The sequence below is a fragment of the Pseudomonas sp. GW821-FHT10B02 genome (assembly GCF_059415665.1).
The window spans coordinates 203,578-224,275 of record NZ_JBWKNR010000005.1; the positions used below are offsets into that span (position 1 = coordinate 203,578).

The 20,698-nt window shown below is 62.2% G+C and carries 18 protein-coding genes; 3 read left to right on the forward strand and 15 right to left on the reverse strand.

Going from position 1 to position 20,698, the window contains the following annotated elements; genetic code table 11:
* Positions 1–24: 24 nt before the first annotated feature.
* The 5 genes from chrA to AC07OF_RS10580 all read right to left on the reverse strand — a co-directional run bounded on the left by chrA (position 25) and on the right by AC07OF_RS10580 (position 7,311).
* The gene (gene chrA, locus AC07OF_RS10560; protein WP_157192838.1) at positions 25–1,212 is read right to left on the reverse strand and encodes a chromate efflux transporter; all 1,188 of its coding nucleotides are present in this window, start codon (positions 1,210–1,212) and stop codon (positions 25–27) included.
* Positions 1,213–1,687: 475 nt separating this feature from the next.
* Positions 1,688–2,428, reverse strand: a complete 741-nt coding sequence (locus AC07OF_RS10565; protein WP_157192839.1) for a TorF family putative porin — start codon at positions 2,426–2,428, stop codon at positions 1,688–1,690.
* A gap of 96 nt (positions 2,429–2,524) precedes the next feature.
* Positions 2,525–4,267, reverse strand: coding sequence for an amidohydrolase (locus AC07OF_RS10570; RefSeq protein ID WP_157192840.1), 1,743 nt, complete (start codon positions 4,265–4,267; stop codon positions 2,525–2,527).
* Between the two features lie 82 nt (positions 4,268–4,349).
* Entirely contained in the window at positions 4,350–5,366 is a 1,017-nt protein-coding gene (locus AC07OF_RS10575) for a helix-turn-helix transcriptional regulator (protein WP_157192841.1), read from the reverse strand.
* Positions 5,367–5,406: 40 nt separating this feature from the next.
* Positions 5,407–7,311, reverse strand: coding sequence for a M14 family metallopeptidase (locus AC07OF_RS10580; protein ID WP_157192842.1), 1,905 nt, complete (start codon positions 7,309–7,311; stop codon positions 5,407–5,409).
* 72 nt (positions 7,312–7,383) lie between these two features.
* Between AC07OF_RS10580 and AC07OF_RS10585 the strand changes: the two genes are divergently transcribed.
* Positions 7,384–7,710 (forward strand): cupin domain-containing protein, encoded by a 327-nt coding sequence (locus AC07OF_RS10585; protein WP_157192843.1) that lies wholly within the window; start codon positions 7,384–7,386, stop codon positions 7,708–7,710.
* Between the two features lie 31 nt (positions 7,711–7,741).
* Here the strand turns inward: AC07OF_RS10585 and ureG are convergent, their stop codons facing one another.
* Genes ureG through AC07OF_RS10625 form a run of 8 tightly spaced genes read right to left on the reverse strand, consistent with a single transcriptional unit; the run spans position 7,742 to position 13,282 of the window.
* Positions 7,742–8,368: an urease accessory protein UreG gene (gene ureG, locus AC07OF_RS10590; protein WP_157192844.1), complete on the reverse strand. Its 627-nt coding sequence runs from the start codon at positions 8,366–8,368 to the stop codon at positions 7,742–7,744.
* A 10-nt stretch (positions 8,369–8,378) separates the two neighbouring features.
* On the reverse strand, positions 8,379–9,053 hold the full coding sequence (locus AC07OF_RS10595; protein WP_157192845.1) for an urease accessory protein UreF: 675 nt from the start codon (positions 9,051–9,053) through the stop codon (positions 8,379–8,381).
* Positions 9,053–9,598 carry a HupE/UreJ family protein gene (locus AC07OF_RS10600; RefSeq protein WP_157192846.1) on the reverse strand — a complete coding sequence of 182 codons (546 nt, stop codon included), beginning with the start codon at positions 9,596–9,598 and terminating at the stop codon, positions 9,053–9,055. Before AC07OF_RS10600 ends, AC07OF_RS10595 begins: the two co-directional genes overlap by 1 nt.
* Before the next feature lie 21 nt (positions 9,599–9,619).
* The gene (ureE, locus tag AC07OF_RS10605; protein ID WP_157192847.1) at positions 9,620–10,099 is read right to left on the reverse strand and encodes an urease accessory protein UreE; all 480 of its coding nucleotides are present in this window, start codon (positions 10,097–10,099) and stop codon (positions 9,620–9,622) included.
* A 10-nt stretch (positions 10,100–10,109) separates the two neighbouring features.
* Positions 10,110–11,813, reverse strand: coding sequence for an urease subunit alpha (ureC, locus tag AC07OF_RS10610; RefSeq protein ID WP_157192848.1), 1,704 nt, complete (start codon positions 11,811–11,813; stop codon positions 10,110–10,112).
* Positions 11,810–12,127: an urease subunit beta gene (locus AC07OF_RS10615; protein WP_495072859.1), complete on the reverse strand. Its 318-nt coding sequence runs from the start codon at positions 12,125–12,127 to the stop codon at positions 11,810–11,812. Before AC07OF_RS10615 ends, ureC begins: the two co-directional genes overlap by 4 nt.
* 9 nt (positions 12,128–12,136) lie before the next feature.
* Positions 12,137–12,439: an urease subunit gamma gene (locus tag AC07OF_RS10620; protein ID WP_107023374.1), complete on the reverse strand. Its 303-nt coding sequence runs from the start codon at positions 12,437–12,439 to the stop codon at positions 12,137–12,139.
* A 9-nt stretch (positions 12,440–12,448) separates the two neighbouring features.
* Positions 12,449–13,282, reverse strand: a complete 834-nt coding sequence (locus AC07OF_RS10625; RefSeq protein ID WP_476446942.1) for an urease accessory protein UreD — start codon at positions 13,280–13,282, stop codon at positions 12,449–12,451.
* Positions 13,283–13,523: 241 nt separating this feature from the next.
* On the opposite strand from AC07OF_RS10625, the gene AC07OF_RS10630 reads away from it, so the two are divergent.
* Positions 13,524–13,760: a hypothetical protein gene (locus AC07OF_RS10630; RefSeq protein ID WP_495072860.1), complete on the forward strand. Its 237-nt coding sequence runs from the start codon at positions 13,524–13,526 to the stop codon at positions 13,758–13,760.
* A 6-nt stretch (positions 13,761–13,766) separates the two neighbouring features.
* On the opposite strand, the gene nfuA is transcribed toward AC07OF_RS10630, so the two are convergent.
* Both nfuA and AC07OF_RS10640 read right to left on the reverse strand, forming a co-directional pair.
* Positions 13,767–14,351: a Fe-S biogenesis protein NfuA gene (gene nfuA, locus AC07OF_RS10635; protein ID WP_028941949.1), complete on the reverse strand. Its 585-nt coding sequence runs from the start codon at positions 14,349–14,351 to the stop codon at positions 13,767–13,769.
* 124 nt (positions 14,352–14,475) lie between these two features.
* Complete coding sequence (locus AC07OF_RS10640; RefSeq protein WP_495072861.1) at positions 14,476–16,776, reverse strand: fatty acid cis/trans isomerase; 2,301 nt, start codon at positions 16,774–16,776, stop codon at positions 14,476–14,478.
* Between the two features lie 156 nt (positions 16,777–16,932).
* On the opposite strand from AC07OF_RS10640, the gene metH reads away from it, so the two are divergent.
* On the forward strand, positions 16,933–20,640 hold the full coding sequence (gene metH, locus AC07OF_RS10645; protein ID WP_157192852.1) for a methionine synthase: 3,708 nt from the start codon (positions 16,933–16,935) through the stop codon (positions 20,638–20,640).
* Positions 20,641–20,698 lie beyond the last annotated feature (58 nt).

Below are 20,698 nucleotides of genomic sequence, written 5' to 3' on the forward strand. Positions count from 1 at the left end.
CCTTATCGCGGGGCAAGCCCGCGCCTACAGCAACCAGCCGGCAGCACCACACCCGATCACCACCAGCCACGGCGGCAGCTTCCAGACCATCAACGCCACAAGCGCTACCAGTGCCAAGGCGAAGTCCATTGGCTGCAAGATGGCGCTGGTCCATACCGGTCGATACAGCGCCGCCAGCAACAGGCCAACCACCGCCGCGTTGATGCCGAGCATGGCCGCTTGCATGCGCACATTGCGCCGCAATTGCTCCCAGAATGGCAGCGCGGCAAACACCAGCAGGAACGACGGCGCGAAGATCGCGATCAGCCCCAGCACACCGCCGAGCCAGCCGGACTGCGGCCCGTGCAGTGATGCACCGAGAAAAGCCGCGAACGTGAACAAGGGGCCCGGCATGGCCTGGGTAGCGCCGTAGCCGGCCAGAAACGTCTCGTTGCTGACCCAGCCCGAGGGCACGACCTCAGCCTGGAGCAAAGGCAGGATGACATGGCCGCCGCCAAACACCAGCGACCCTGTGCGGTAGAAGGCGTCCAGCATATTCAAGGTCTGGCTGGGCCAGAGTTCAGCCAGCAGCGGCAAGCCCAGCAGCAGGAGAAAAAACAGCGTCAGCCAGCACACGCCTGCGCGATGGCTGACGGTGATCGGCAGCGGATCATGCTCAAGGGTCTTCGCCGGTTCGAACATGAACAGGCCAGCAATACCGGCCACCACAATCACCCCCACCTGCGCCCAGGCCGAGGGCACCAGCAGCACCAAGCAGGCTGCAATAGCCATCAGCGTCACCCTTGGTGCATCCGGACAAAGGTTACGCGCCATGCCCCAGACTGCTTGCGCCACAATCGCCACCGCCACCACTTTCAGCCCATGCAAAATACCCTCAGGCATGGCCTCACCGAAGCTAGCGATACCCAGGGCAAAGAGCATCAGCGCCAGGGCCGAAGGCAAAGTGAAGCCAAGCCAGGCCGCCAGCGCGCCAGGGTAACCCGCGCGCGCCAGCCCCAGCGCCATACCGACCTGACTGCTGGCCGGGCCGGGCAGAAACTGGCAGAGCGTCACCAGATCGGCATAACTGCGCTCACTCAACCAGCCGCGACGGCAGACGAATTCATCGCGAAAGTAGCCAAGATGGGCAACCGGCCCACCAAAAGAGGTCAAACCCAGGCGCAGGAAAACCAGAAAGACCTGCAAAGGGCTGCGATCGTGGTTGAGGGGCATGAACAGCCTTCTAAAAGCGGTGGCTCTGAACAATACATGATTAAAGCCGCTATTACGGTCGCCCACGAACAGCAAGAGCGAAGCGAATTGTGCCCTTGATCTTGATCTGCTTTTGATCTGCTTTTGATCTTGATCCACCGGCCCCGTTAACCAGTAGGGCCGAGTGGAGGTGTCGTGGAGGGGCTAGCGCGCAGCGCCTTCGGCGTTAGCCGAAGTTGCGAAGCGTAGAGTTGCTTGCAACTCGTAGCTCGCAATGCCCCGTAGCGACACCGGAAGGAGGGAACCCGGAGCGCAGCGTAGGGCCCCTGGTGGGGCGAGACCTTTGTGTTCCTTTGGGGCGTTTGCCAAAGGGACCCGCCGTAAGGGCGGAAAGGTGACTCAGCGCCACCTTCGCCAATGGATATGTTCAAAAAATGCGGGCCAATCGAAGGCCGCATCGCGGGGCAAGCCCGCTCCCACAGCCCCCCTTCAGCCATCAAAACGTCTTGCTGGCACTGACCACCACCGTCGCCGAGCACAAATCATCATACCCGTACCACCCAAAGCACTCGCTTTTCGACAGATCAGTGTCGACATAGCTCACCCCCCAGGTAACCCCGACGAACTCACGGCTAAGCTTCGCCTCCCACTCGTAATAAGCCTTACGGTCATCGCCACTGGCCGACCAGAACGCCGGATCTTTCACATCGTTGCGCCCTGCCCGCAACGCCAGCCCCACCTCACCCGGCAGCGCAAAGGTATAACCGAGATAGGTGTAGAGCGTGTCCTGATCCTCACCAAAGACATTCGGCGTGTCATCGGAGTAATAGGCCCCCAGTTGCACCCCGTAAACATCGAGGATGGCGTAAACCTCGCTCAGGTTGAACTGGCCCTCCTTGGGATAGGCATATTTGATGTACCCCAGATCAAGGCTAATGGCATCGCTCGCCTGCCAGTACCAACCGGCGTAGTACTCCAGCTCCTGCCGGGTCTTGAAGTCAAAGCCGAAATCCACGTTCGAAGTCCAGGCCCCCAGGTACAAACCACTGCTGTGGATCAGCGTAGCGCCGCCCTGCAGGGCCGGATCGCCAAGAGTTTGCGAGACACCCCGGCTGCGATAGTCGCTGGCAACGGTGAGTTCCACCTCCAGGGAGAAGTCTTCGCTCAGCGTCAGCGCCTGACTGCTCAAAGGGGTCAGCAACAAGCTGGCGAGGGAAAAAATGGCACGTGCGTTCATACAAAACCCTTGTTGTTATCGGTGTGCGGGTAGATTCGTGCAGGCGAAACCGGGCCCCTCGCGGCGCAAGGAACCAGGCTTCGTCAAAGAGAGCGGTCAGGACGCGGGGGCGTAGACCTGTTTGCCGGCGAAGAAAGTCTTCAGCACTTGGGTGTCGAACAACTCATCGTTGCTGACCTTGAACACATCCCGATCGAGGACGATCAGGTCAGCCTGCTTGCCGGGCGCCAATGAGCCGATCTGCTGGTCCAGGCGCAGGGTCTTGGCGGCATTGAGGGTATAGGCCTGGAACATGACCTGACGGTCGACACTTTCCTTGGCGTTGAGCACCCCCAACGGCCCTTTGCGGGTAACCGCCTGGGCAATGGCGTTCCACGGGTTGGGGCTGGACACTGGCCAGTCGCTGGCGCCGGCAATCATTGCCCCGGCGTGTTGCAGGGAGTTGGCCGGGTACTGATAGCTGTACGCCGATGCACTGATGTAGGGTTTGACCAGCTCCACGGTGTAGCTCTCCCCCGTGGCCCAAAGCAGCTGCATCGAGGCGATCACCCCCAGTTGCTTGAAACGCGGGAAGTCCTTGGGGTCGACCAGTTGCAGGTGACTGATGCTGTGCGCCTTGGCGCTGCTGTTGAGCTTGCGCGCGTACTCGACACCGTTCAGTGACTCGCGCACCGCCCGGTCGCCAACGGCGTGCATATGCACGATCCAGTCGCGCTGTTCCGCCGCAGCCACCAGTTCCCCAAAGTGTTCGGGCTCGATCAGCAACTGGCCGTTTTTCTGGCTGTTCTTGTAGGGCGCAAGCACCGCGGCAGTCTGCCCGGGATACTCCAGCACACCGTCAACGAAGACCTTGATCCCCGGAAAGCTCAAGTTGGGCACGCCCTGAAACTTGTTCATCACGCTGGCCAACACCTCAAGGTCCGCTGGCCGGCTCTTGGGGTTGGCAATCATCAAGGCGGCAACATGCGCGCTAAGCTCGCCCTTCTCGGCCAGCGTGCGATAAAGCGGCAGCACGCCGTAGCTCTGCTCGGTGGCTTTGAAATCAAACAGCGAATCGTCACTGCCAGCGTTGGCGGCGGCGTCCATCCAGGCGGTCACACCGTACTGATTGTTGATCCGCACCGCTTCACGGGCGGCCTTGAGCATGACCTCTTCACTGGCAGCGGGAATCTGACTGCGCACCTGGTCCCATTGCGATTCGGAAAAATAGCCGTTCGGCGTGAAGTCAGCCTCGTGACCGACATAGCTGCGGTCTTGTTCTGACATGCCCTTGACCCGTGCGGCGTCAATCTTCAGCCGCTTGAGCATGGCGTTGTTGGCCCAGCCGGTGTGGCCGTCGATGCCGTTAAGCACCAACGGCTGATCCGCCCAGCGGCCCTGGTTGAACAGCTGGCCCAGTTCACGACTTTTCTCCCAATAGGCCGAACTCACGTTGGCGATACTGATGACATCAGCGGCACGCCCGCGCCCGTCCTTGACCTCGGCAAGTATCCATTGCTCCAGTTCCGCCAGCGGTTTGACCTGATCCTCAAGGTTAGCCCCCAGCGTGGCGAAGGCGCCCGCTACCGGATGACTGTGGGTGTCGATCATGCCCGGCATCAGCACCTTGCCGGCCAGGTCGATACGTTGCGTGTGGGCATCGGCCAGCGCATTGATCTGCGCGTCAGTGCCCACTTGCACAATCTTGCCATCCTTGACCGCCACCGCTTGCATCAGGGCCTGGCCGGGCTCGGCGGTGTACACCTTGCCGTTGACCAGCACGAGGTCAGCGGCGGCCATGGCCTGCCAGGAAGAAAAGGCCAGGGTCGCGGCCAACAGGTTGGGGATCACTCGTTGCATCGGAACGCTCTCTTGTTTTTATCGGCTCTGGGCACACCCTATAGCGCGCAACAAAAGAACGGACCTCCGCAAATGAGGAGGGTCAGACGATTTTTTCCACCACCGGTGCTGCCGAACGCAAGGCCGAGCCCAGTTCCACCTTGCTCTTGACCCCCAGTTGCGCATAGCAATTACGCAGGTAGGTACGCACCGTGGCCGGGCTCAGCGACAGCATCCGGGCGATTTCCTTGTAGGAATGGCCTGCGGCGAACAGCATCGCCGCCGTGCGTTCGCGGGGCGCAAGCACCACGCCAGGAGGCGGCGCTTCAAGTGACAGGATCACATGCTCGGCGTTGGGGCTCAGGGTCAGCGCACAGCGCCCCAGGCGCATCACACAGGGCACCTGGTGCAACTGCGCGGTGACTTCGGCGGGCAACACCGAGCCGCTCCAGCCCGGCACCTCACGCTGTATCGCCGCGCACAGCCGTGCCCCGACGTACAGCAGGCTGCCATCCAGACGGGCGACACCGAAATCACTGGCACCGTTGCCGGTGTCGAGGCGGATCATGTCCTGTACCTGGAAACGCCACAATTGCAGCAAGTGGGCGCAGAAGGCGGCAAACAGCCCCTCCTCACTGGCGTTGAACGCTTGCTCATCCTCGCCCCGGTACAAGCAGACGAAAAAGCTCAGACCGCTCTCCGGCAGTTCGAAGGTGATGCACATCAGGTGATAGAGGTCGTAGCGCCGGGCAAAGTCGTTGACCGCCTCGACCGGATCGGTGAACTCGCTGTCGCGAATCACCCTGCCCGGCTTGGCCAGGGTGTCGTGGGCGAAGCTGTCCAGGCCTGCGACGTGACGCCACTCGGTAGCAAAGGATGCCGGCAGGTCGATGCGCCCGTGCATCCAGCTCTGCAGTGGCGCACTGGAAACGCTCGCAGACATTTCCCCCCACCAGGCCGAGGCGAATGGCACCAGTTGACGGAAGGCCTGCAAGCCGTCGGCGATGAAATGCGAGCTGCCTTGCTCACGGGCCAGGCTAGCCAACTGCAGAACACACTGATTGAACGCTTCGAGCGTTGCTATCGACACCTGTGCGCCATTTGCTTGAACCGCGACCATCGTTTCCTCTCTTATCATTATGTTTGTCCCGCGCCCGGCTTCAGAACACCGCCCCCACCGGATAAACAAAGGCATTCACGTCATAGAACGGCGTACGCTGGTAAAACCATTGCAAGCGCGCACTGGGGCTGGCGGCAAAGGCCTTGTCGGCCTTGAGCTTCTTGTCGAACTCGGCCTTCAGTTCAGGGCTCTCGGCGAGCATCTTGCGCGCCATGGGCTCCATCACGTACTCCTCAGGCTCTTCCGCCACCACCAGGGTCGAGTTGAAGAATCCCCAGGCCCAGAACGAATCAGGGCTTTCGGGGTACAGCAAGTTGACCGCCAGCACACCCAACGGTTGATCAAGGTCGATTACCACCGAACCTGCCGGGAAGGTCTGCAAGCGTTCGAATGGCCTGGCTACCCCGCTGACCAGCAGACGGCCTTCATAGCCAGGGATCTGGTTGGTTTGCGCTCGATCAGGCTCGAATCCGCCCGCCACCTTGACCTCGTCCATGCGGTACAGGGTGACCGCTATCGCCTTGGGCTTGTCCAGAGTGGTCATCTGGATGCCGTGGGCCTTGAGCCGGGCGATGACCTCGCGCCACTGGCCGGGCACGACGTACTGCTGCGGACGCTTGGTCACCAGGTCCGGCTCGGTATTGCCGGTCACCGGAACTGTCAGCTGCTTGGGTTTGTTGCTCCAGACAATGGTCTTGGCACCGGTGATCGGCGACTGTTCATAACGGTAGTCGCCGACACTGAACGGGGTGGTCTGGGCCTTGCCCGGCTTCCAGGTGAGGACCACCTCCTGCTGGTTTTCCAGCCGCTCACGGTCCTGACGGATCGCCTCCTTGAGCGATGCCGATTGCTCGCCAATCACCTGGAACATGCTTTTGAGCATCACATAGTTACCCAGCACCTGGGTCTGGTAGGGATGCAAGGCGTGTTGTTCGATGAGAATCGAGGGGACGTTGCGAATGTCACCGTACTGGTTGGAAAACCGCGCGTAGTCAGTGCGGTACGGGTAGTAGCCCTTGCTCGGGTCCTGGTTGTCGTTGAGGCTGATGCACTCATGCACCACATGCCCGTCGGCCTCCAGCGCCTTGTACACCGGCCCACGCATGACGTTATCCATCCACGCGCTGCTGGCTGGCGACCAGCCGTTGCCGTTGTGGCAATAGGAGCTGTCGTAGGGGTACATGGCGCCATCGGTGGAATGGGTGTCGGCGAAAAAGCTCAGCTCGTAGGTGTTGAATACCCAAGCGACGTTGCGGATCTCGGCGCTGTCGAGCTTGGTGAAATCACGGTTAAGGTTGTAGTTCAGGCCGTTGACCCGCCAACCGGTCTCCTGCGGACCGTTCTGGTTGATCCGCCCGTAGGCGCTGCGACGCAGGTCGCCATCGATGTTGACGGTGGGAATGAAGAGGATGTTGACCTTCTCCAGCACGCTGGCCAGCGGCTTGTCGCCGGTGGTCATGTCGCGCAGCAGCATGAACATGGCGTCTTTGCCGTTGGCCTCGCCGGGATGAATCTCGGCCTCGACGAAGATTGTCGGCTTGCCCGACTCGTTCAGGCCAGCCGGCGACTTGTCGACTTCCAGCGAGGCAATGGCCATGACCATCGGGTGGCCTTCGGCGCTTTTCTCCGGCAAATCGTGAAGCACGATACTGCCTCCGGACGCCGCAACCAGCTTGCTCAGGTAATCACGCGTCTGTTGGTAATCGCTGGTCTGGTTGAAGCCGCTGGCTTCGGCCTGGGTGATCAGCGGGTTGTCTGCCTTGGCGATGTAGCGGGTGCTGGCCAGGGTCTGCTCGAACATCGGCGGCAGGATGCGCTGCTTGGCCGCCGCCGGGTAGCCGCTATCATCGATGTAGGACGGCGCGCTGGGCAATGCGGCCAAGGCAGGCAGGCAAGTGCTCATCAGCATCGCGACACACAGGGGCTGCAAAAGCGGGTGTTTCATGATGATTCCCTATCATGAGTGGCAGACGTCACCTTAAACCACAATCTGGTGCCAGACGAGGGTCTTACAGCGATGCTCAACAATCTGTTTAGTCCCCTTCCTGTGGACAAGACACAGGAACACTTCGACGAACTGCTGGCGCGTCCGGGCGTGCGTATCGAACGTATTGTCTCGCAGGGTCAGGCGAGCCCGGCGGACTTCTGGTATGACCAGCCGCAGGGGGAATGGGTGGTGGTACTGAGTGGCTCGGCCGGACTGCGGTTTGCGCATGAAAGTAGTGAACGGGTGCTGCGGCCCGGGGATTTTGTCGAGATCCCGGCCCATTGTCGGCACCGGGTCGAGTGGACTGACAGTGTACTGCTGACCGTATGGCTGGCAGTACATTTCGGTGACAGCTGAATCCGCTCCTACAGGCATCAGTGTGGTGACGTTATCTGTGCCCTGCGCCCAACATCCCGCGCTCGACAATGAAATCGATCACCCGCTGCAAGCCCTGCCCGGTCTTGAGGTTGGTAAAGGTCCAGGGCCGCTCGGGACGCATGCGCTGGGTGTCCTTCTCCATCACCTCCAGTGACGCCCCCACATAGGGCGCCAGGTCAATCTTGTTGATCACCAGAAAATCCGATTTGGTGATTCCCGGCCCGCCCTTGCGCGGGATTTTCTCGCCTTCGGCCACATCGATCACATAGACCGTCAGGTCGGCCAGTTCGGGGCTGAAGGTGGCGCTGAGGTTATCGCCGCCGCTCTCGACGAAGATCACTTCGAGGTTACCGAACTTGCGTGCCAGATCCTCCACCGCCGCCAGGTTCATCGAGGCGTCTTCGCGTATGGCGGTGTGTGGGCAGCCGCCGGTTTCCACACCGACGATGCGCTCGGGGGCCAGGGCCCCGGCTTCGGTGAGGATGCGCTGGTCTTCCTTGGTGTAGATGTCGTTGGTCACCACGGCGATTTCATAGTGATCGCGCATGGCCTTGCACAGGGCTTCGAGCAGCGCGGTCTTGCCGGAGCCGACCGGGCCGCCGACACCGACGCGCAGGGGTTGCTGATAGCTTTGCATGGAGCGTTCCTCAGGATCGGAATAATCGGGTGTATTGGGTTTCGTGGCGGGCCGAGGCAATCGCCAGCAGCGGCAAGCCACCGCCCAACTGCTCGTCGGGCAGTTGCAGGGCACGTTGCAGCACCTCGGGCAGTGCTTCACACAGGTCGCGCAGCAGACTCTGGGCCGCCTGCTGACCAAAGGGCACCAGCTTGACCCCGGCCATCACTGCGCCTTCGAGCCAGGCGAAGCCATGGCCCAGCGCCAGATCGCGCAGCGGGATATCCCAATGCACGCCTAGCCAGGCCATGCCGCCCAACTGACTCAAACCCAGGCTGGCTCGCCACTCGGGCGCCTGGCACAACTGCCAGCCGTCCAGCAACCGCGCCAGGGCCATGCCACGCTGGCGTTCTTCCAGGCGCAGCTCGGCAGTTTCGCGGTTGGCCAGCAAGAACTGGCTCCAGCGCGCGAACGCTTCGCCATCATCGTCGCGGCACGCCTGGTACAGGCGCGCCAACAATGGCCAGTCGAGGTAGCCGAGAGTGTCTTCCAGCTGCTGACGCTGCCAGTTGCGAAAGCCTTCGGCGCCTTGCACCCAGCCGGCTTCCACCGCCCATTCCAGCCCCTGCGAGTAGGTGAAACCACCCACCGGCAGGTTCGGGCTGGCCAGCTGCAGCAGGCGCAACAGCTTGAGATCGCTGCTCATCAACCGGCCAGCACCACTGCGGCACCTGCCAGCAGGCCGCCGCCGAAGGCTTGTTGCAGGCCTCGGTGCCGGCGCAGCAGGCAGCCTGCGGCAAAGCCTGCCAACAGCAACAGACCGCTGACCGTGACAAAGCCTGCGCTGAACATCCAGAACGCGCCGGGGCTGGCTTCAACACCATGGGCCCAACCGTGGAACAGCGCGAACAGCGGCATGGCCAAGGCCAGCATCAGTTGCCGAGCAGGCAACAACAAGGCGGCAGCAGCGACCAGCAGCGAACCGATGATCATCTGCTCCATGCCGATCACACCGCCGAACAGATGCCCGAGCAGCGCCCCGCCGAACATGGCGCAGAGGGTCAGCAGCGGTAGCGCCAGGGTGCGCCCGGTCAAGGCCGCGAGGACACCGGTACCGAGCAGCATCAACAGGTGATCCAGGCCGGTCAGCGGATGCAGCAGACCATCCTGCAGCGGATTGGCATCGTGCCCGGGGTGAGCGAAAGCCGGTACGGCAACCAGCAACAAAACGAGGGCCAGGGTGTTTTTCATGGTGATGCTCCTTATCAAAAATCAGTGCTGTGCCACACGTACAAAGAGATGGTCGCTATGCGCATGGCTATGCGGCGCGCTCTGATAGGCACCGGCTTCAGGCTCGAACGGCGCTTGCTCCACCGCCACCTGCAAGCCCAGGCCGCGAACCATCTCGTCCAGTACGTGATCATGCTGATAGCGCAAAAAGCCGCCTTCGATCTGCAACGGCACATGGCGATTGCCCAGGTGGTAGCTGGCGCGCGCCAACAGCAGCGGGTCATCGCAGCGCACGGTGGAAACCTGCTCGGCCGCCGCCACCACGCGAACAACTTCAGCCCCCAGCTCATCACTCAACAGCTCACCGCCGCGCAACAACTGGCCGCGTTCGAGCATCAGGCCGGCCTCGCGACCGTCGTCGAGGGTGACGCGCACCCGGCTCTTGATCCGGGTGTCCAGGCTGAGGGTCACCGTGGTGCTTACCTGCTCGGCTTCATTCAGCCGACGCGTGAAGACAATCATGCTCGCTCCTTCAGAACAGAAAATAACGTTGCGCCATCGGCAGCACCGTGGCTGGTTCACACACCAGCAGCTCGCCGTTGGCACGCACCTCGTAGGTTTGCGAATCCACTTCGATCAATGGCAGCAGGCCGTTATGCACCATGTCGCCCTTGCGCACCGTGCGACAGCCATCGACCACGCCGATCAGGCTGCGCAAGCCCAACTGTTGATGGACGCCGCGCTCATGGGCCGACTGCGACAGGAAGGTCATGCGCGTGGCATTGCGCGCCGCGCCCAGGGCGCCGAACATCGGCCGGTAATGCACCGGCTGCGGGGTCGGGATCGAGCCGTTGATATCGCCCATCGGTGCCATGGCGATCATCCCGCCCTTGATCACCAACGCTGGCTTGACCCCAAAAAAGGCCGGGGGCCAGAGCACCAGGTCGGCAAGCTTGCCTGCCTCTACCGAACCGACTTCATGGGCGATGCCATGGGTCAGCGCCGGATTGATGGTGTATTTGGCGATGTAGCGTTTGACCCGGAAGTTGTCGCTGTAGCTGCTGTCTGGCGCCAGCGGGCCACGGCGGCGCTTCATCTGGTCGGCGACCTGCCAGGTGCGCAGTACCACTTCACCGACCCGGCCCATGGCCTGCGAGTCGGACGAGGTCATGGAGAACGCTCCGATGTCATGCAGGATGTCTTCGGCGGCGATGGTTTCGCGGCGAATGCGCGATTCGGCGAAGGCCACGTCTTCAGCAATGCTCGGGTCCAGGTGATGGCAGACCATGAGCATGTCCAGGTGCTCATCCACGGTGTTGATGGTGTAGGGCAAGGTCGGGTTGGTCGACGATGGCAGCACGTTGGCAAAGGCCGCCGCGCGGATGATGTCCGGGGCATGCCCGCCGCCCGCCCCTTCGGTGTGGAAGGTATGGATGGTGCGGTCACCGATGGCCGCCAGGGTGTCCTCGACACAGCCGGACTCGTTGAGGGTGTCGGTGTGAATGGCCACCTGCACATCTAGCTCTTCGGCCACCGTCAGGCAACAGTCGATGGCTGCCGGGGTCGAGCCCCAGTCCTCATGCAGCTTGAGGCCCACGGCGCCGGCATGAATCTGCTCGCGCAAGGCTTGTGGTTGCGAGGCGTTGCCCTTGCCCAGCAGGCCGATGTTGATCGGCAACTCATCGGCCGCCTGAAGCATGCGCGCCAGGTACCAGGGCCCGGAGGTGCAGGTCGTGGCGTTGGTGCCGGTGGCAGGCCCGGTGCCGCCACCGATGAAGGTGGTGATGCCCGAGGTCAGCGCCTCCTCCACCTGCTGCGGGCAGATGAAGTGGATGTGCGAGTCGATGCCGCCAGCGGTGACGATCTTGCCTTCGGCGGCGATCACCTCGGTGCCCGCGCCGACAGGCAGGGTCACCCCGGGCTGCACATCGGGATTACCGGCTTTGCCGACGCCATGGATGCGTCCGTTCTTGATGCCGATGTCCGCCTTGACGATGCCCCAGTGGTCGATGATCAACGCATTGGTCAACACCAGGTCCATGGCCTCGGCGGCGAGCATCTGGCCCTGGCCCATGCCGTCGCGGATCACCTTGCCGCCACCGAACTTGACCTCTTCGCCGTAGATCGTGAAGTCCTTTTCCACCTCGACCCACAACTCGGTGTCGGCCAGGCGCACACGGTCACCGACAGTGGGGCCGAACATATCGGCGTAGGCCCTGCGGGAAATCCGACTCATCCTTGCGCCTCCAGCTTGCCCATCACCCGCCCCTGGAAGCCATAGACCTCGCGCTTGCCGGCATACGGCACCAGGGTCACGGTGCGCGCCTGGCCCGGTTCGAAGCGCACGGCAGTACCGCCGGCGATGTCCAGGCGCATGCCGCGGGTGGGCTCGCGCTCGAACACCAGGGCGTTGTTGACCTCATAGAAGTGATAATGCGAGCCGACCTGCACCGGCCGGTCGCCATGGTTGGCCACCGTGACACTGAAGTGCGGGCAGCCGGCATTGAGTTCGATGTCGCCCTCGGCGACCTGTACTTCTCCGGGAATCATCCTGGGCTCCTAGACAATCGGATCGTGCACGGTCACCAGCTTGGTGCCGTCGGGAAACGTCGCTTCGACCTGCACGTCGGGAATCATTTCGCTCACGCCTTCCATCACCTGCTCGCGGCTGAGCACTTCACGGCCCAGGTTCATCAGTTCAGCAACGGTGCGTCCGTCACGCGCCCCCTCCATCACCGTGGCGCTGATCAGCGCGACCGCTTCCGGGTAGTTGAGCTTCAGGCCACGGGCCAAGCGGCGCTCGGCAAGCAGCGCGGCGGTGAACAGCAGCAGTTTGTCTTTCTCTCTCGGGGTCAGCTCCATGGCGTTCTCTCAGGTAGCCCAGATACGCGGCGGGCATGGCGCCAGGCCGACCACGGCCGGTCGCAAGGCATGCCATAGCCGCTGCAGGGTGGATTGCAGGCGTTGGTTGTCGTCATCGAGCAGACGCACTACCAGCAGTTGGCCGAGCAGGGTCGCTGCGGCGGGTACGCTCGAGTCGTCGATCAGGGCGCGGGTTTGTTCGAGCAGTGCTTCGCTGGCCGGGTAGGCGCAGAAAGTGGCTTGCAACGGGTAGCCGCCGAGCTTCTGCAACTGGCCACCTTCGATGCGCAGGCGTTCGTGCAGGCCGGGGTCATCGGGCACATCGATCTGCAGACGGCTGTCCAGCGCGCCATGGCTGAACAGCTCGTTCATCACCGGCCGCCCCAGACACAGGGTTTCCCAGGCCAGCAGGCGCGCACCCGGCGACAGGCTGAAGCGGTTTTCCAGGCGAACACGGGCACCGGGAAAACAGATGCTGCCCTGGGGCAACCATTCCAGCACGCTGTCGGGTGCCAGGTGAAAGTGTTGGGTCAGGGTCGAGGTGTCGCCGCCGCTGCGGTAAAACTTGGTCGCCCCGGGCATGGTCAGCAGCGCATGACTGCCTGCTTCCAGGTGCACATCGAGCACCAATTTGTCGCCGCCGACCACGCCACCGGGCGGATGCAGCACATAGACGTGACACGGCGCGCCTTCGGGGTAGAACGGCCGCTGCACCAAAAGAGGACCGAAATGCCGCCGCGCACCAATACAGGTCTTCGCTGCACGGCGGACAAAGCGCAGTCTCAACTCGGCACTCCAGCCGGTATCGCGGGCAGCGAGGTCGAGTGGTTGAGCAAGCGTCATGCAGCGGATCCCTGTAAACATGCAGTTCCAGGGGGTAAAGCACATAGCGGGCCAACCAGCATTGCTGCACTGCATGCAGCACTGATCTGCCTTTTCAGGTAATTGTTGATCATGCCATCAGTAAATATCCTCGCAGCCACCTACAACTGATCTGAGGTACTGAACATGATCTTGCGTTCTTATCCGCAGTGGCATTTGTATCGCCAGGATGAGTTGCAGACCATCAAAGGTGCAGAGTTCGATGCAGAGCAACGATAACGAAGCGTTGCTTGGCGTAGCCCGGGCGGGCGTAGGCATCATCGCCGGCGGCGACTGGATGATGAAGAGCCTGGACTGCGGCAACCTGCAGCGGGCGTTGCCAGAATGGCAACTGGACAGTGATGCGGGCGTTTACCTGGTGCGTCCTGGTACTGAAATGAATCGCGGGGCAAGCCCGCTCCTACAGATGATTTGTAGGAACGGGCTTGCCCCGCGATAAAACGCCTTAGTAGTAGGCGTTCTCTTTCTGACTGTGGTCAGTCACGTCACGCACACCCTTGAGCTCAGGAATACGCTCAAGCAAGGTCCGCTCGATGCCTTCCTTCAAGGTCACGTCGGCCTGGCCGCAACCCTGGCAGCCGCCACCGAACTGCAGTACGGCGATACCGTCTTCAACCACTTCGATCAGGCTGACCTGGCCGCCGTGGCTGGCCAGTCCCGGGTTGATCTCGGTTTGCAGGTAGTAGTTGATGCGCTCGTTGATCGGGCTGTCTTCGTTGACCATCGGCACTTTGGCGTTCGGCGCCTTGATGGTCAGCTGGCCACCCATGCGGTCGGTGGCGTAGTCGACGACTGCATCTTCAAGAAACGGCACACTGACCGCGTCCAGGTAGGCAGTAAAACTGGCCAGACCCACAGCAGTGTCTTCCGGCTTTTCTTCGCCCGGCTTGCAGTAGGCAATGCAGGTTTCGGCGTAAGTGGTGCCCGGCTGGGTGATAAAGATGCGAATGCCAATACCCGGGGTGTTCTGCTTGGACAGCAGATCAGCCAGGTAATCATGCGCGGCGTCGGTAATAGTTATGGCGCTCATGGAAGTTCCTCACAGACTTGTCGGCAGTTTACGCCAACCTGGCCGCCGAACAAAGTCCTAGTAATTCTGTCGGGAAAGCCTGGCAGCGCCGGGAAAGGTCAGGCGACCCTCCCGGCGACCCGGCTCAGAGGTTTTCGTAGCGGTTCATGTCAAGCACGCCCGCCTCCACCGCATCGGTTTCCTTGATGTAGCTGTTGAGGTCGTGGAAGTACTGCCAGAACTGCGGATGGCTGCGCCGCACGCCCCAACGCATGACCACGCGTTCAAACCGCTCAGGGTCATCGCGGGCCGCTTCCAGGTCTTCGACGAACTCCGGAACATCGGCTGCGGTGACGTTGAACATGAAGTTCGGGTAGCTGCTGAGCACGCCAGGGACCAGGGTCAGGGTGTCCAGACCCGGCTGGTAGCGATACGCCTCGCCGAGCATGAAGGCCACGTTGCTGTGCGCCCGGTTGCGCAACAGGCTGTAGACCTGACGCTGGCCGCCCTGCCCTTCGATCCGCAGCATGGTCGCTTCAGGCAACTGGCTGATGACCTTCAGCCCCGCAGCCGGACGCGACACCAGACGGCTCAGGGTCTGCTCGACGTCACGAAACTCTTCGTTCATCTGCGGACGAGAGCAATAGGCGCCCTGGCAACGGTTGATCGGGTCGGGCGCGGCATTGAGGCTTCCGGTGCGCTGGATCAGCTTGAGGCCGAAATCGCGTTTGGGATCATTGGCGGCCAGTTGCAATGCGCTCGGGGTATCGGTGTCGATCTCCTCGTAGTCCATCCACATCTTCACCTTGCCGCTGTTCTGGTACCAGTCGCTGAGAATCGCCCCGCGCTGTCCGGCCGGCATCAGGCGCAGGAAATTGACCTCGGCGCCGTTGCGGATCAGGTCGAAGTACAAGCGCGTCTGCGCCTGGTGCGAGACGTTGCCGTAGACATCGAAGTTGACCGCCAGCTGATAGTAGGTGCGCTCGAACAGCGGGTAGTCGAACAGCCACATGGTTTTCGGCACGTCGCCGATCAGGCCCTTGGTTACCGAGGCGCTGTCGAAGTGGCGGAAGATGGTCAGCAATGCGTTGTCGTTACCGGCCCACAGGGTCGACCAGCTCGGCGCCGGCATGTCGGCATAGGCCTCGCGGCGCAGGCTTTCGTACTCGTTGCGCTTGTCGCGGTAGGCATGCCACAGGCTCAGGATGCTGCCCACGTCATCGATCTGCCCGGGCATGGCCAGCAACGGCGTGGCCTGGCCGCGGTACTCGGCATCGGTCAGGTAGCGGTCGTGAGCCGGCTCCTGGAACAGCGCCCAGAAGTTGTCGCGGATCACGTCGGTGGCGATCTGACCCCGGCACACCGGGCCGCGGATGAAGGTACGCACGAAATACTCGGCGTTATCCAGCATGAACTGGTAACGGGCCACGGCCGGGATTGCTTCGAAGGTTTCGAAAGGATTGGCGCGGTGGCGCGGACCGTAGCCTGGCAGCGCCTTGGCATGCCAGTCGCCGCTGTAGAACAGCTGCTTGACGCGCTTGAGCTTCTGCGGGCCCATCGGGTAAGTGATGTGGGTTTTATGCACGATCGCGCCCTGCACCGGCATCAACCGGTAATAGAAGTCGGTACCCGGTGGATCGTTGGGGCGACGCGTCGCGATCAGGTCGATCGGCTGGCCACTGGGCGTACGCGAACGTACCCACTGGAAAAAGTGACCCTGTTCGCCGCCGACAAAATGGATATGCGCAAGGAACAGGTGCTCGTACAGCCAGCGCCCGACCAGCGCCTCGGTCGAGCCCGGACGGTTGAGCAGCGCTTCCCAGTCGGCGATCTGCGCAGCTTCCGTGGCGCTCGGCTGGATCGGGTTGTGTTCTACCGGCGCACCGGCGGCGAGCCAGCGTTGCAGGGTCTGGTACTCGGCATCGGTGAGGCCGGTGACCGCCAGCGGCATGCCCTCTTTGGGGTGTGCGCCGGCATAGGCATCGAATTCGCCGGGCAACGGGCACAGGTTGTTGCGGTTCAGGCCCAGCACGATTTCTTCAGGCAACTTGGCGTTGGGTGTCAGCGGCGTCTTGTGGCCCAGTTCAAGCATCCGCGCCATCAGCGCTGCCTGGCTGCCCTGGTTGTCGAGTACCGAGTAAAAGCCTTTGCGCTGCCAGGCCTCGGTGCTGGTGGCGTCGTAGAACAAGCGGGTCGGGGCCACGGCCTTGCTGCGATCACCTTGGTACACCGGCACCTTGGAAGCGCCCCGCGAAGCGCCCTCGGCACTGCCCAGGTTCAGCTGGCAGGCCGCGTCGTTGCAGGCGTGGCAGGCCACGCATTTCTCGGTGAAGATCGGTTGGATGTCCCGGGTATACGAAATAGCCGAGCTCGATTGAGGGGCTTGCCCCAACGCCACGCCGCTGATGAACAGAGCGAAAGCGCCGGCAAGTAAGCGATGCACCATGTGCCGAATGTCCTGGGTATTGATAGCTTCACGATTCTACCGGTGCTGGCGGCGCGCCAACATGAATGAAATTCATGTAAATGCTCGACACGTCTAAAAACCGCGCAGCTTTGTTATTATTCCGCAACTTTTGTTTTCGCCCGACCAGGTAGTCCTATGTCTGACCGCAGCGCTCGTTTCCAAGCACTTCAGCAAGCACTCAAAGAGCGCATCCTGATTCTCGATGGCGGCATGGGTACTATGATCCAAAGCTACCGCCTAGAGGAACACGACTATCGTGGCACGCGCTTCGCCGACTGGCCAAGCGATGTCAAAGGCAACAACGACCTGCTGCTGCTCTCGCGTCCGGATGTCATTGCCGCCATCGAGAAGGCCTATCTGGACGCTGGGGCCGATATTCTTGAAACCAACACCTTCAACGCCACGCAGATTTCCCAGGCCGACTACGGCATGGAAGCGCTGGTGTATGAGCTGAACGTGCAAGGCGCGCGCATCGCCCGCCAGGTCGCCGATGCCAAGACTCTGGAAACTCCGGACAAGCCGCGCTTCGTTGCCGGCGTGCTCGGCCCGACCAGCCGTACCTGCTCGATCTCTCCGGACGTCAACGACCCCGGCTACCGCAACGTCACTTTCGACCTGCTGGTAGAAAACTACATCGAGGCCACCCGCGGCCTGATCGAGGGCGGCGCCGACCTGATCCTGATCGAGACCATCTTCGACACCCTCAACGCCAAGGCGGCGATCTTCGCCGTGCAGCAGGTGTTCGAGGAAGACGGCGTCGAATTGCCGATCATGATCTCCGGGACCATCACCGACGCCTCCGGCCGCACCCTGTCCGGGCAGACCACCGAAGCCTTCTGGAACTCGGTGCGGCATGCCAACCCGATCTCGGTGGGCCTGAACTGTGCGCTCGGCGCCAAGGATCTGCGACCTTACCTGGAAGAGCTGTCGGACAAGGCCGGCACCCATGTGTCCGCGCACCCGAACGCCGGCCTGCCGAACGCCTTCGGTGAATACGATGAAACCCCGGCCGAGATGGCCGTGGTAGTCGAGGAGTTCGCCGCCAGCGGTTTCCTCAACATCATCGGCGGTTGCTGCGGCACCACCCCGGGGCACATCCAGGCGATTGCCGAAGCGGTGGCCAAGCACCCGCCACGGGCCATTCCGGACATCCCCAAGGCCTGTCGCCTGTCGGGTCTTGAGCCGTTCACCATCGATCGCAACTCGCTGTTCGTCAACGTCGGCGAGCGCACCAACATCACCGGTTCCGCCAAGTTCGCCAGGCTGATCCGCGAAGAGAACTACACCGAAGCGCTGGAAGTCGCCCTGCAGCAGGTCGAGGCCGGCGCCCAGGTGATCGACATCAACATGGACGAAGGGATGCTCGATTCCCAGGCGGCCATGGTCAAGTTCCTCAACCTGATCGCCGGTGAGCCGGACATCTCGCGCGTACCGATCATGATCGACTCCTCCAAGTGGGAAGTGATCGAAGCGGGCCTCAAGTGCATCCAGGGCAAGGGCATCGTCAACTCGATCTCGATGAAAGAAGGCGTCGAAGCCTTCAAACATCACGCCAAACTGTGCAAGCGCTACGGCGCCGCGGTGGTGGTAATGGCCTTCGACGAAGTCGGCCAGGCCGATACCGCCGCGCGCAAGCGCGAGATCTGCAAACGCAGCTACGACATCCTGGTCAATGAAGTGGGCTTCCCGCCGGAAGACATCATCTTCGACCCGAACATCTTCGCCGTCGCCACCGGCATCGAAGAGCACAACAACTACGCCGTCGACTTCATCGAAGCCTGCGCCTACATTCGCGATCACCTGCCCTATGCGCTGAGTTCGGGCGGGGTGTCCAACGTGTCGTTCTCGTTCCGCGGCAACAACCCGGTGCGCGAGGCGATTCACTCGGTATTCCTCTACCACGCGATCCAGAATGGCCTGACCATGGGTATCGTCAACGCCGGCCAGCTGGAGATCTACGACGAGATCCCGCCGGCCCTGCGCGAGAAGGTCGAGGACGTGGTACTCAACCGCACCCCGGAAGGCACCGATGCCCTGCTGGCGATTGCCGACGACTACAAAGGTGGCGGCGCGGTCAAGGAAGTCGAGAACGAAGAGTGGCGTTCGCTGCCGGTCGGCAAGCGCCTGGAACACGCGCTGGTCAAAGGCATCACCGCCTTTATCGTCGAAGACACCGAGGAGTGCCGCCAGCAGTGCGCACGCCCGATCGAAGTCATCGAAGGCCCGCTGATGAGCGGCATGAACGTGGTCGGTGACCTGTTCGGCGCCGGCAAGATGTTCCTCCCGCAGGTGGTGAAATCCGCCCGGGTGATGAAGCAGGCGGTGGCCCACCTGATTCCCTTCATCGAAGCGGAAAAAGGCGACAAGCCCGAAGCCAAGGGCAAGATCCTCATGGCCACGGTCAAAGGCGACGTGCACGACATCGGCAAGAACATCGTCGGCGTGGTGCTCGGTTGCAACGGTTATGACATCGTCGACCTCGGCGTGATGGTCCCGGCCGAGAAGATCCTGCAGACCGCCCGCGAGCAGAAATGCGACATCATTGGCCTGTCCGGCCTGATCACCCCGTCGCTGGACGAGATGGTCCACGTCGCCCGCGAAATGCAGCGCCAGGACTTCCACCTGCCGTTGATGATCGGTGGCGCGACCACTTCCAAGGCGCACACGGCGGTGAAAATCGAGCCCAAGTACAGCAATGACGCGGTGGTCTACGTCACTGACGCCTCGCGTGCAGTGGGCGTTGCCACGCAATTGCTGTCCAAGGAACTCAAGCCGGGCTTTGTCGAGAAAACCCGCCTGGACTACATCGAAGTACGCGAGCGCACCGCCAACCGCAGCGCCCGCACCGAGCGCCTGAGCTACGAGCAGTCGATTGCGGCCAAGCCGAAATATGACTGGGCCGGTTATCAGCCGGCGGTGCCGAGCTTTACCGGGGTCAAGGTCCTGGAGAACATCGACCTCAAGGTGCTGGCCGAGTACATCGACTGGACGCCGTTCTTCATCTCCTGGGACCTGGCCGGCAAGTACCCGCGCATCCTCACCGACGAAGTGGTCGGCGAAGCGGCCACTGCGCTGTTCAAGGATGCCCAGGAAATGCTCGCCAAACTGATCGACGAGAAGCTGATCAGCGCCCGGGCGGTGTTCGGTTTCTGGCCGGCCAACCAGGTCAACCACGACGACATCGAAGTCTATGCTGCCGACGGCCAGCCGCTGGCCCGGCTCCACCATCTGCGCCAGCAGACCATCAAACCGGACAACAAGCCGAACTTTTCCCTGGCCGACTTCGTCGCGCCAAAGGAAACCGGCATCACCGATTATGTCGGCGGTTTCATCACCACCGCAGGCATCGGTGCCGAAGAAGTGGCCAAGGCTTACCAGGACAAGGGCGACGACTACAACTCGATCATGGTCAAAGCCCTCGCCGACCGCCTGGCCGAAGCCTGCGCCGAATGGCTGCACGAGCAGGTGCGTAAAGACTACTGGGGTTACGCCAAGGACGAGCACCTGGACAACGAAGCGCTGATCAAGGAGCAGTACTCGGGTATCCGCCCTGCCCCGGGCTACCCGGCCTGCCCGGACCACACCGAGAAGGAAACCCTGTTCCGCCTGCTCGATGGCACCGCCATCGGCGAAACCGGCCCCAGCGGCGTGTTCCTCACCGAGCACTTCGCCATGTTCCCGGCGGCGGCGGTCAGCGGCTGGTACTTCGCTCATCCGCAGGCGCAGTACTTTGCCGTGGGCAAGGTCGACAAGGATCAGGTGCAGAGCTACACCGCGCGCAAAGGCCAGGACCTGAGCGTGAGTGAGCGCTGGTTGGCGCCTAATCTTGGGTATGACAATTAAGTAGCGCAGGCATCATCGCCGGCAAGGCCGGCTCCCACAAAAAATCTGCAGCAGTCCA

Bases quoted from the DNA above. Each gene is read 5' to 3' on its own strand.
- AC07OF_RS10630 (WP_495072860.1), top strand. From the start codon at position 13,524: ATGCAGAGCAACGATAACGAAGCGTTGCTTGGCGTAGCCCGGGCGGGC.
- AC07OF_RS10595 (WP_157192845.1), bottom strand. From the start codon at position 9,053: ATGAGCAGCGATCTCAAGCTGTTGCGCCTGCTGCAGCTGGCCAGCCCG.
- chrA (WP_157192838.1), bottom strand. From the start codon at position 1,212: ATGCCCCTCAACCACGATCGCAGCCCTTTGCAGGTCTTTCTGGTTTTC.
- AC07OF_RS10575 (WP_157192841.1), bottom strand. From the start codon at position 5,366: ATGGTCGCGGTTCAAGCAAATGGCGCACAGGTGTCGATAGCAACGCTC.
- AC07OF_RS10600 (WP_157192846.1), bottom strand. From the start codon at position 9,598: ATGAAAAACACCCTGGCCCTCGTTTTGTTGCTGGTTGCCGTACCGGCT.
- AC07OF_RS10640 (WP_495072861.1), bottom strand. From the start codon at position 16,776: ATGGTGCATCGCTTACTTGCCGGCGCTTTCGCTCTGTTCATCAGCGGC.
- AC07OF_RS10620 (WP_107023374.1), bottom strand. From the start codon at position 12,439: ATGGAGCTGACCCCGAGAGAGAAAGACAAACTGCTGCTGTTCACCGCC.
- AC07OF_RS10565 (WP_157192839.1), bottom strand. From the start codon at position 2,428: ATGAACGCACGTGCCATTTTTTCCCTCGCCAGCTTGTTGCTGACCCCT.
- ureE (WP_157192847.1), bottom strand. From the start codon at position 10,099: ATGATTGTCTTCACGCGTCGGCTGAATGAAGCCGAGCAGGTAAGCACC.
- AC07OF_RS10580 (WP_157192842.1), bottom strand. From the start codon at position 7,311: ATGAAACACCCGCTTTTGCAGCCCCTGTGTGTCGCGATGCTGATGAGC.
- metH (WP_157192852.1), top strand. From the start codon at position 16,933: ATGTCTGACCGCAGCGCTCGTTTCCAAGCACTTCAGCAAGCACTCAAA.
- AC07OF_RS10585 (WP_157192843.1), top strand. From the start codon at position 7,384: ATGCTCAACAATCTGTTTAGTCCCCTTCCTGTGGACAAGACACAGGAA.
- nfuA (WP_028941949.1), bottom strand. From the start codon at position 14,351: ATGAGCGCCATAACTATTACCGACGCCGCGCATGATTACCTGGCTGAT.
- ureG (WP_157192844.1), bottom strand. From the start codon at position 8,368: ATGCAAAGCTATCAGCAACCCCTGCGCGTCGGTGTCGGCGGCCCGGTC.
- ureC (WP_157192848.1), bottom strand. From the start codon at position 11,813: ATGAGTCGGATTTCCCGCAGGGCCTACGCCGATATGTTCGGCCCCACT.
- AC07OF_RS10625 (WP_476446942.1), bottom strand. From the start codon at position 13,282: ATGACGCTTGCTCAACCACTCGACCTCGCTGCCCGCGATACCGGCTGG.
- AC07OF_RS10615 (WP_495072859.1), bottom strand. From the start codon at position 12,127: ATGATTCCCGGAGAAGTACAGGTCGCCGAGGGCGACATCGAACTCAAT.
- AC07OF_RS10570 (WP_157192840.1), bottom strand. From the start codon at position 4,267: ATGCAACGAGTGATCCCCAACCTGTTGGCCGCGACCCTGGCCTTTTCT.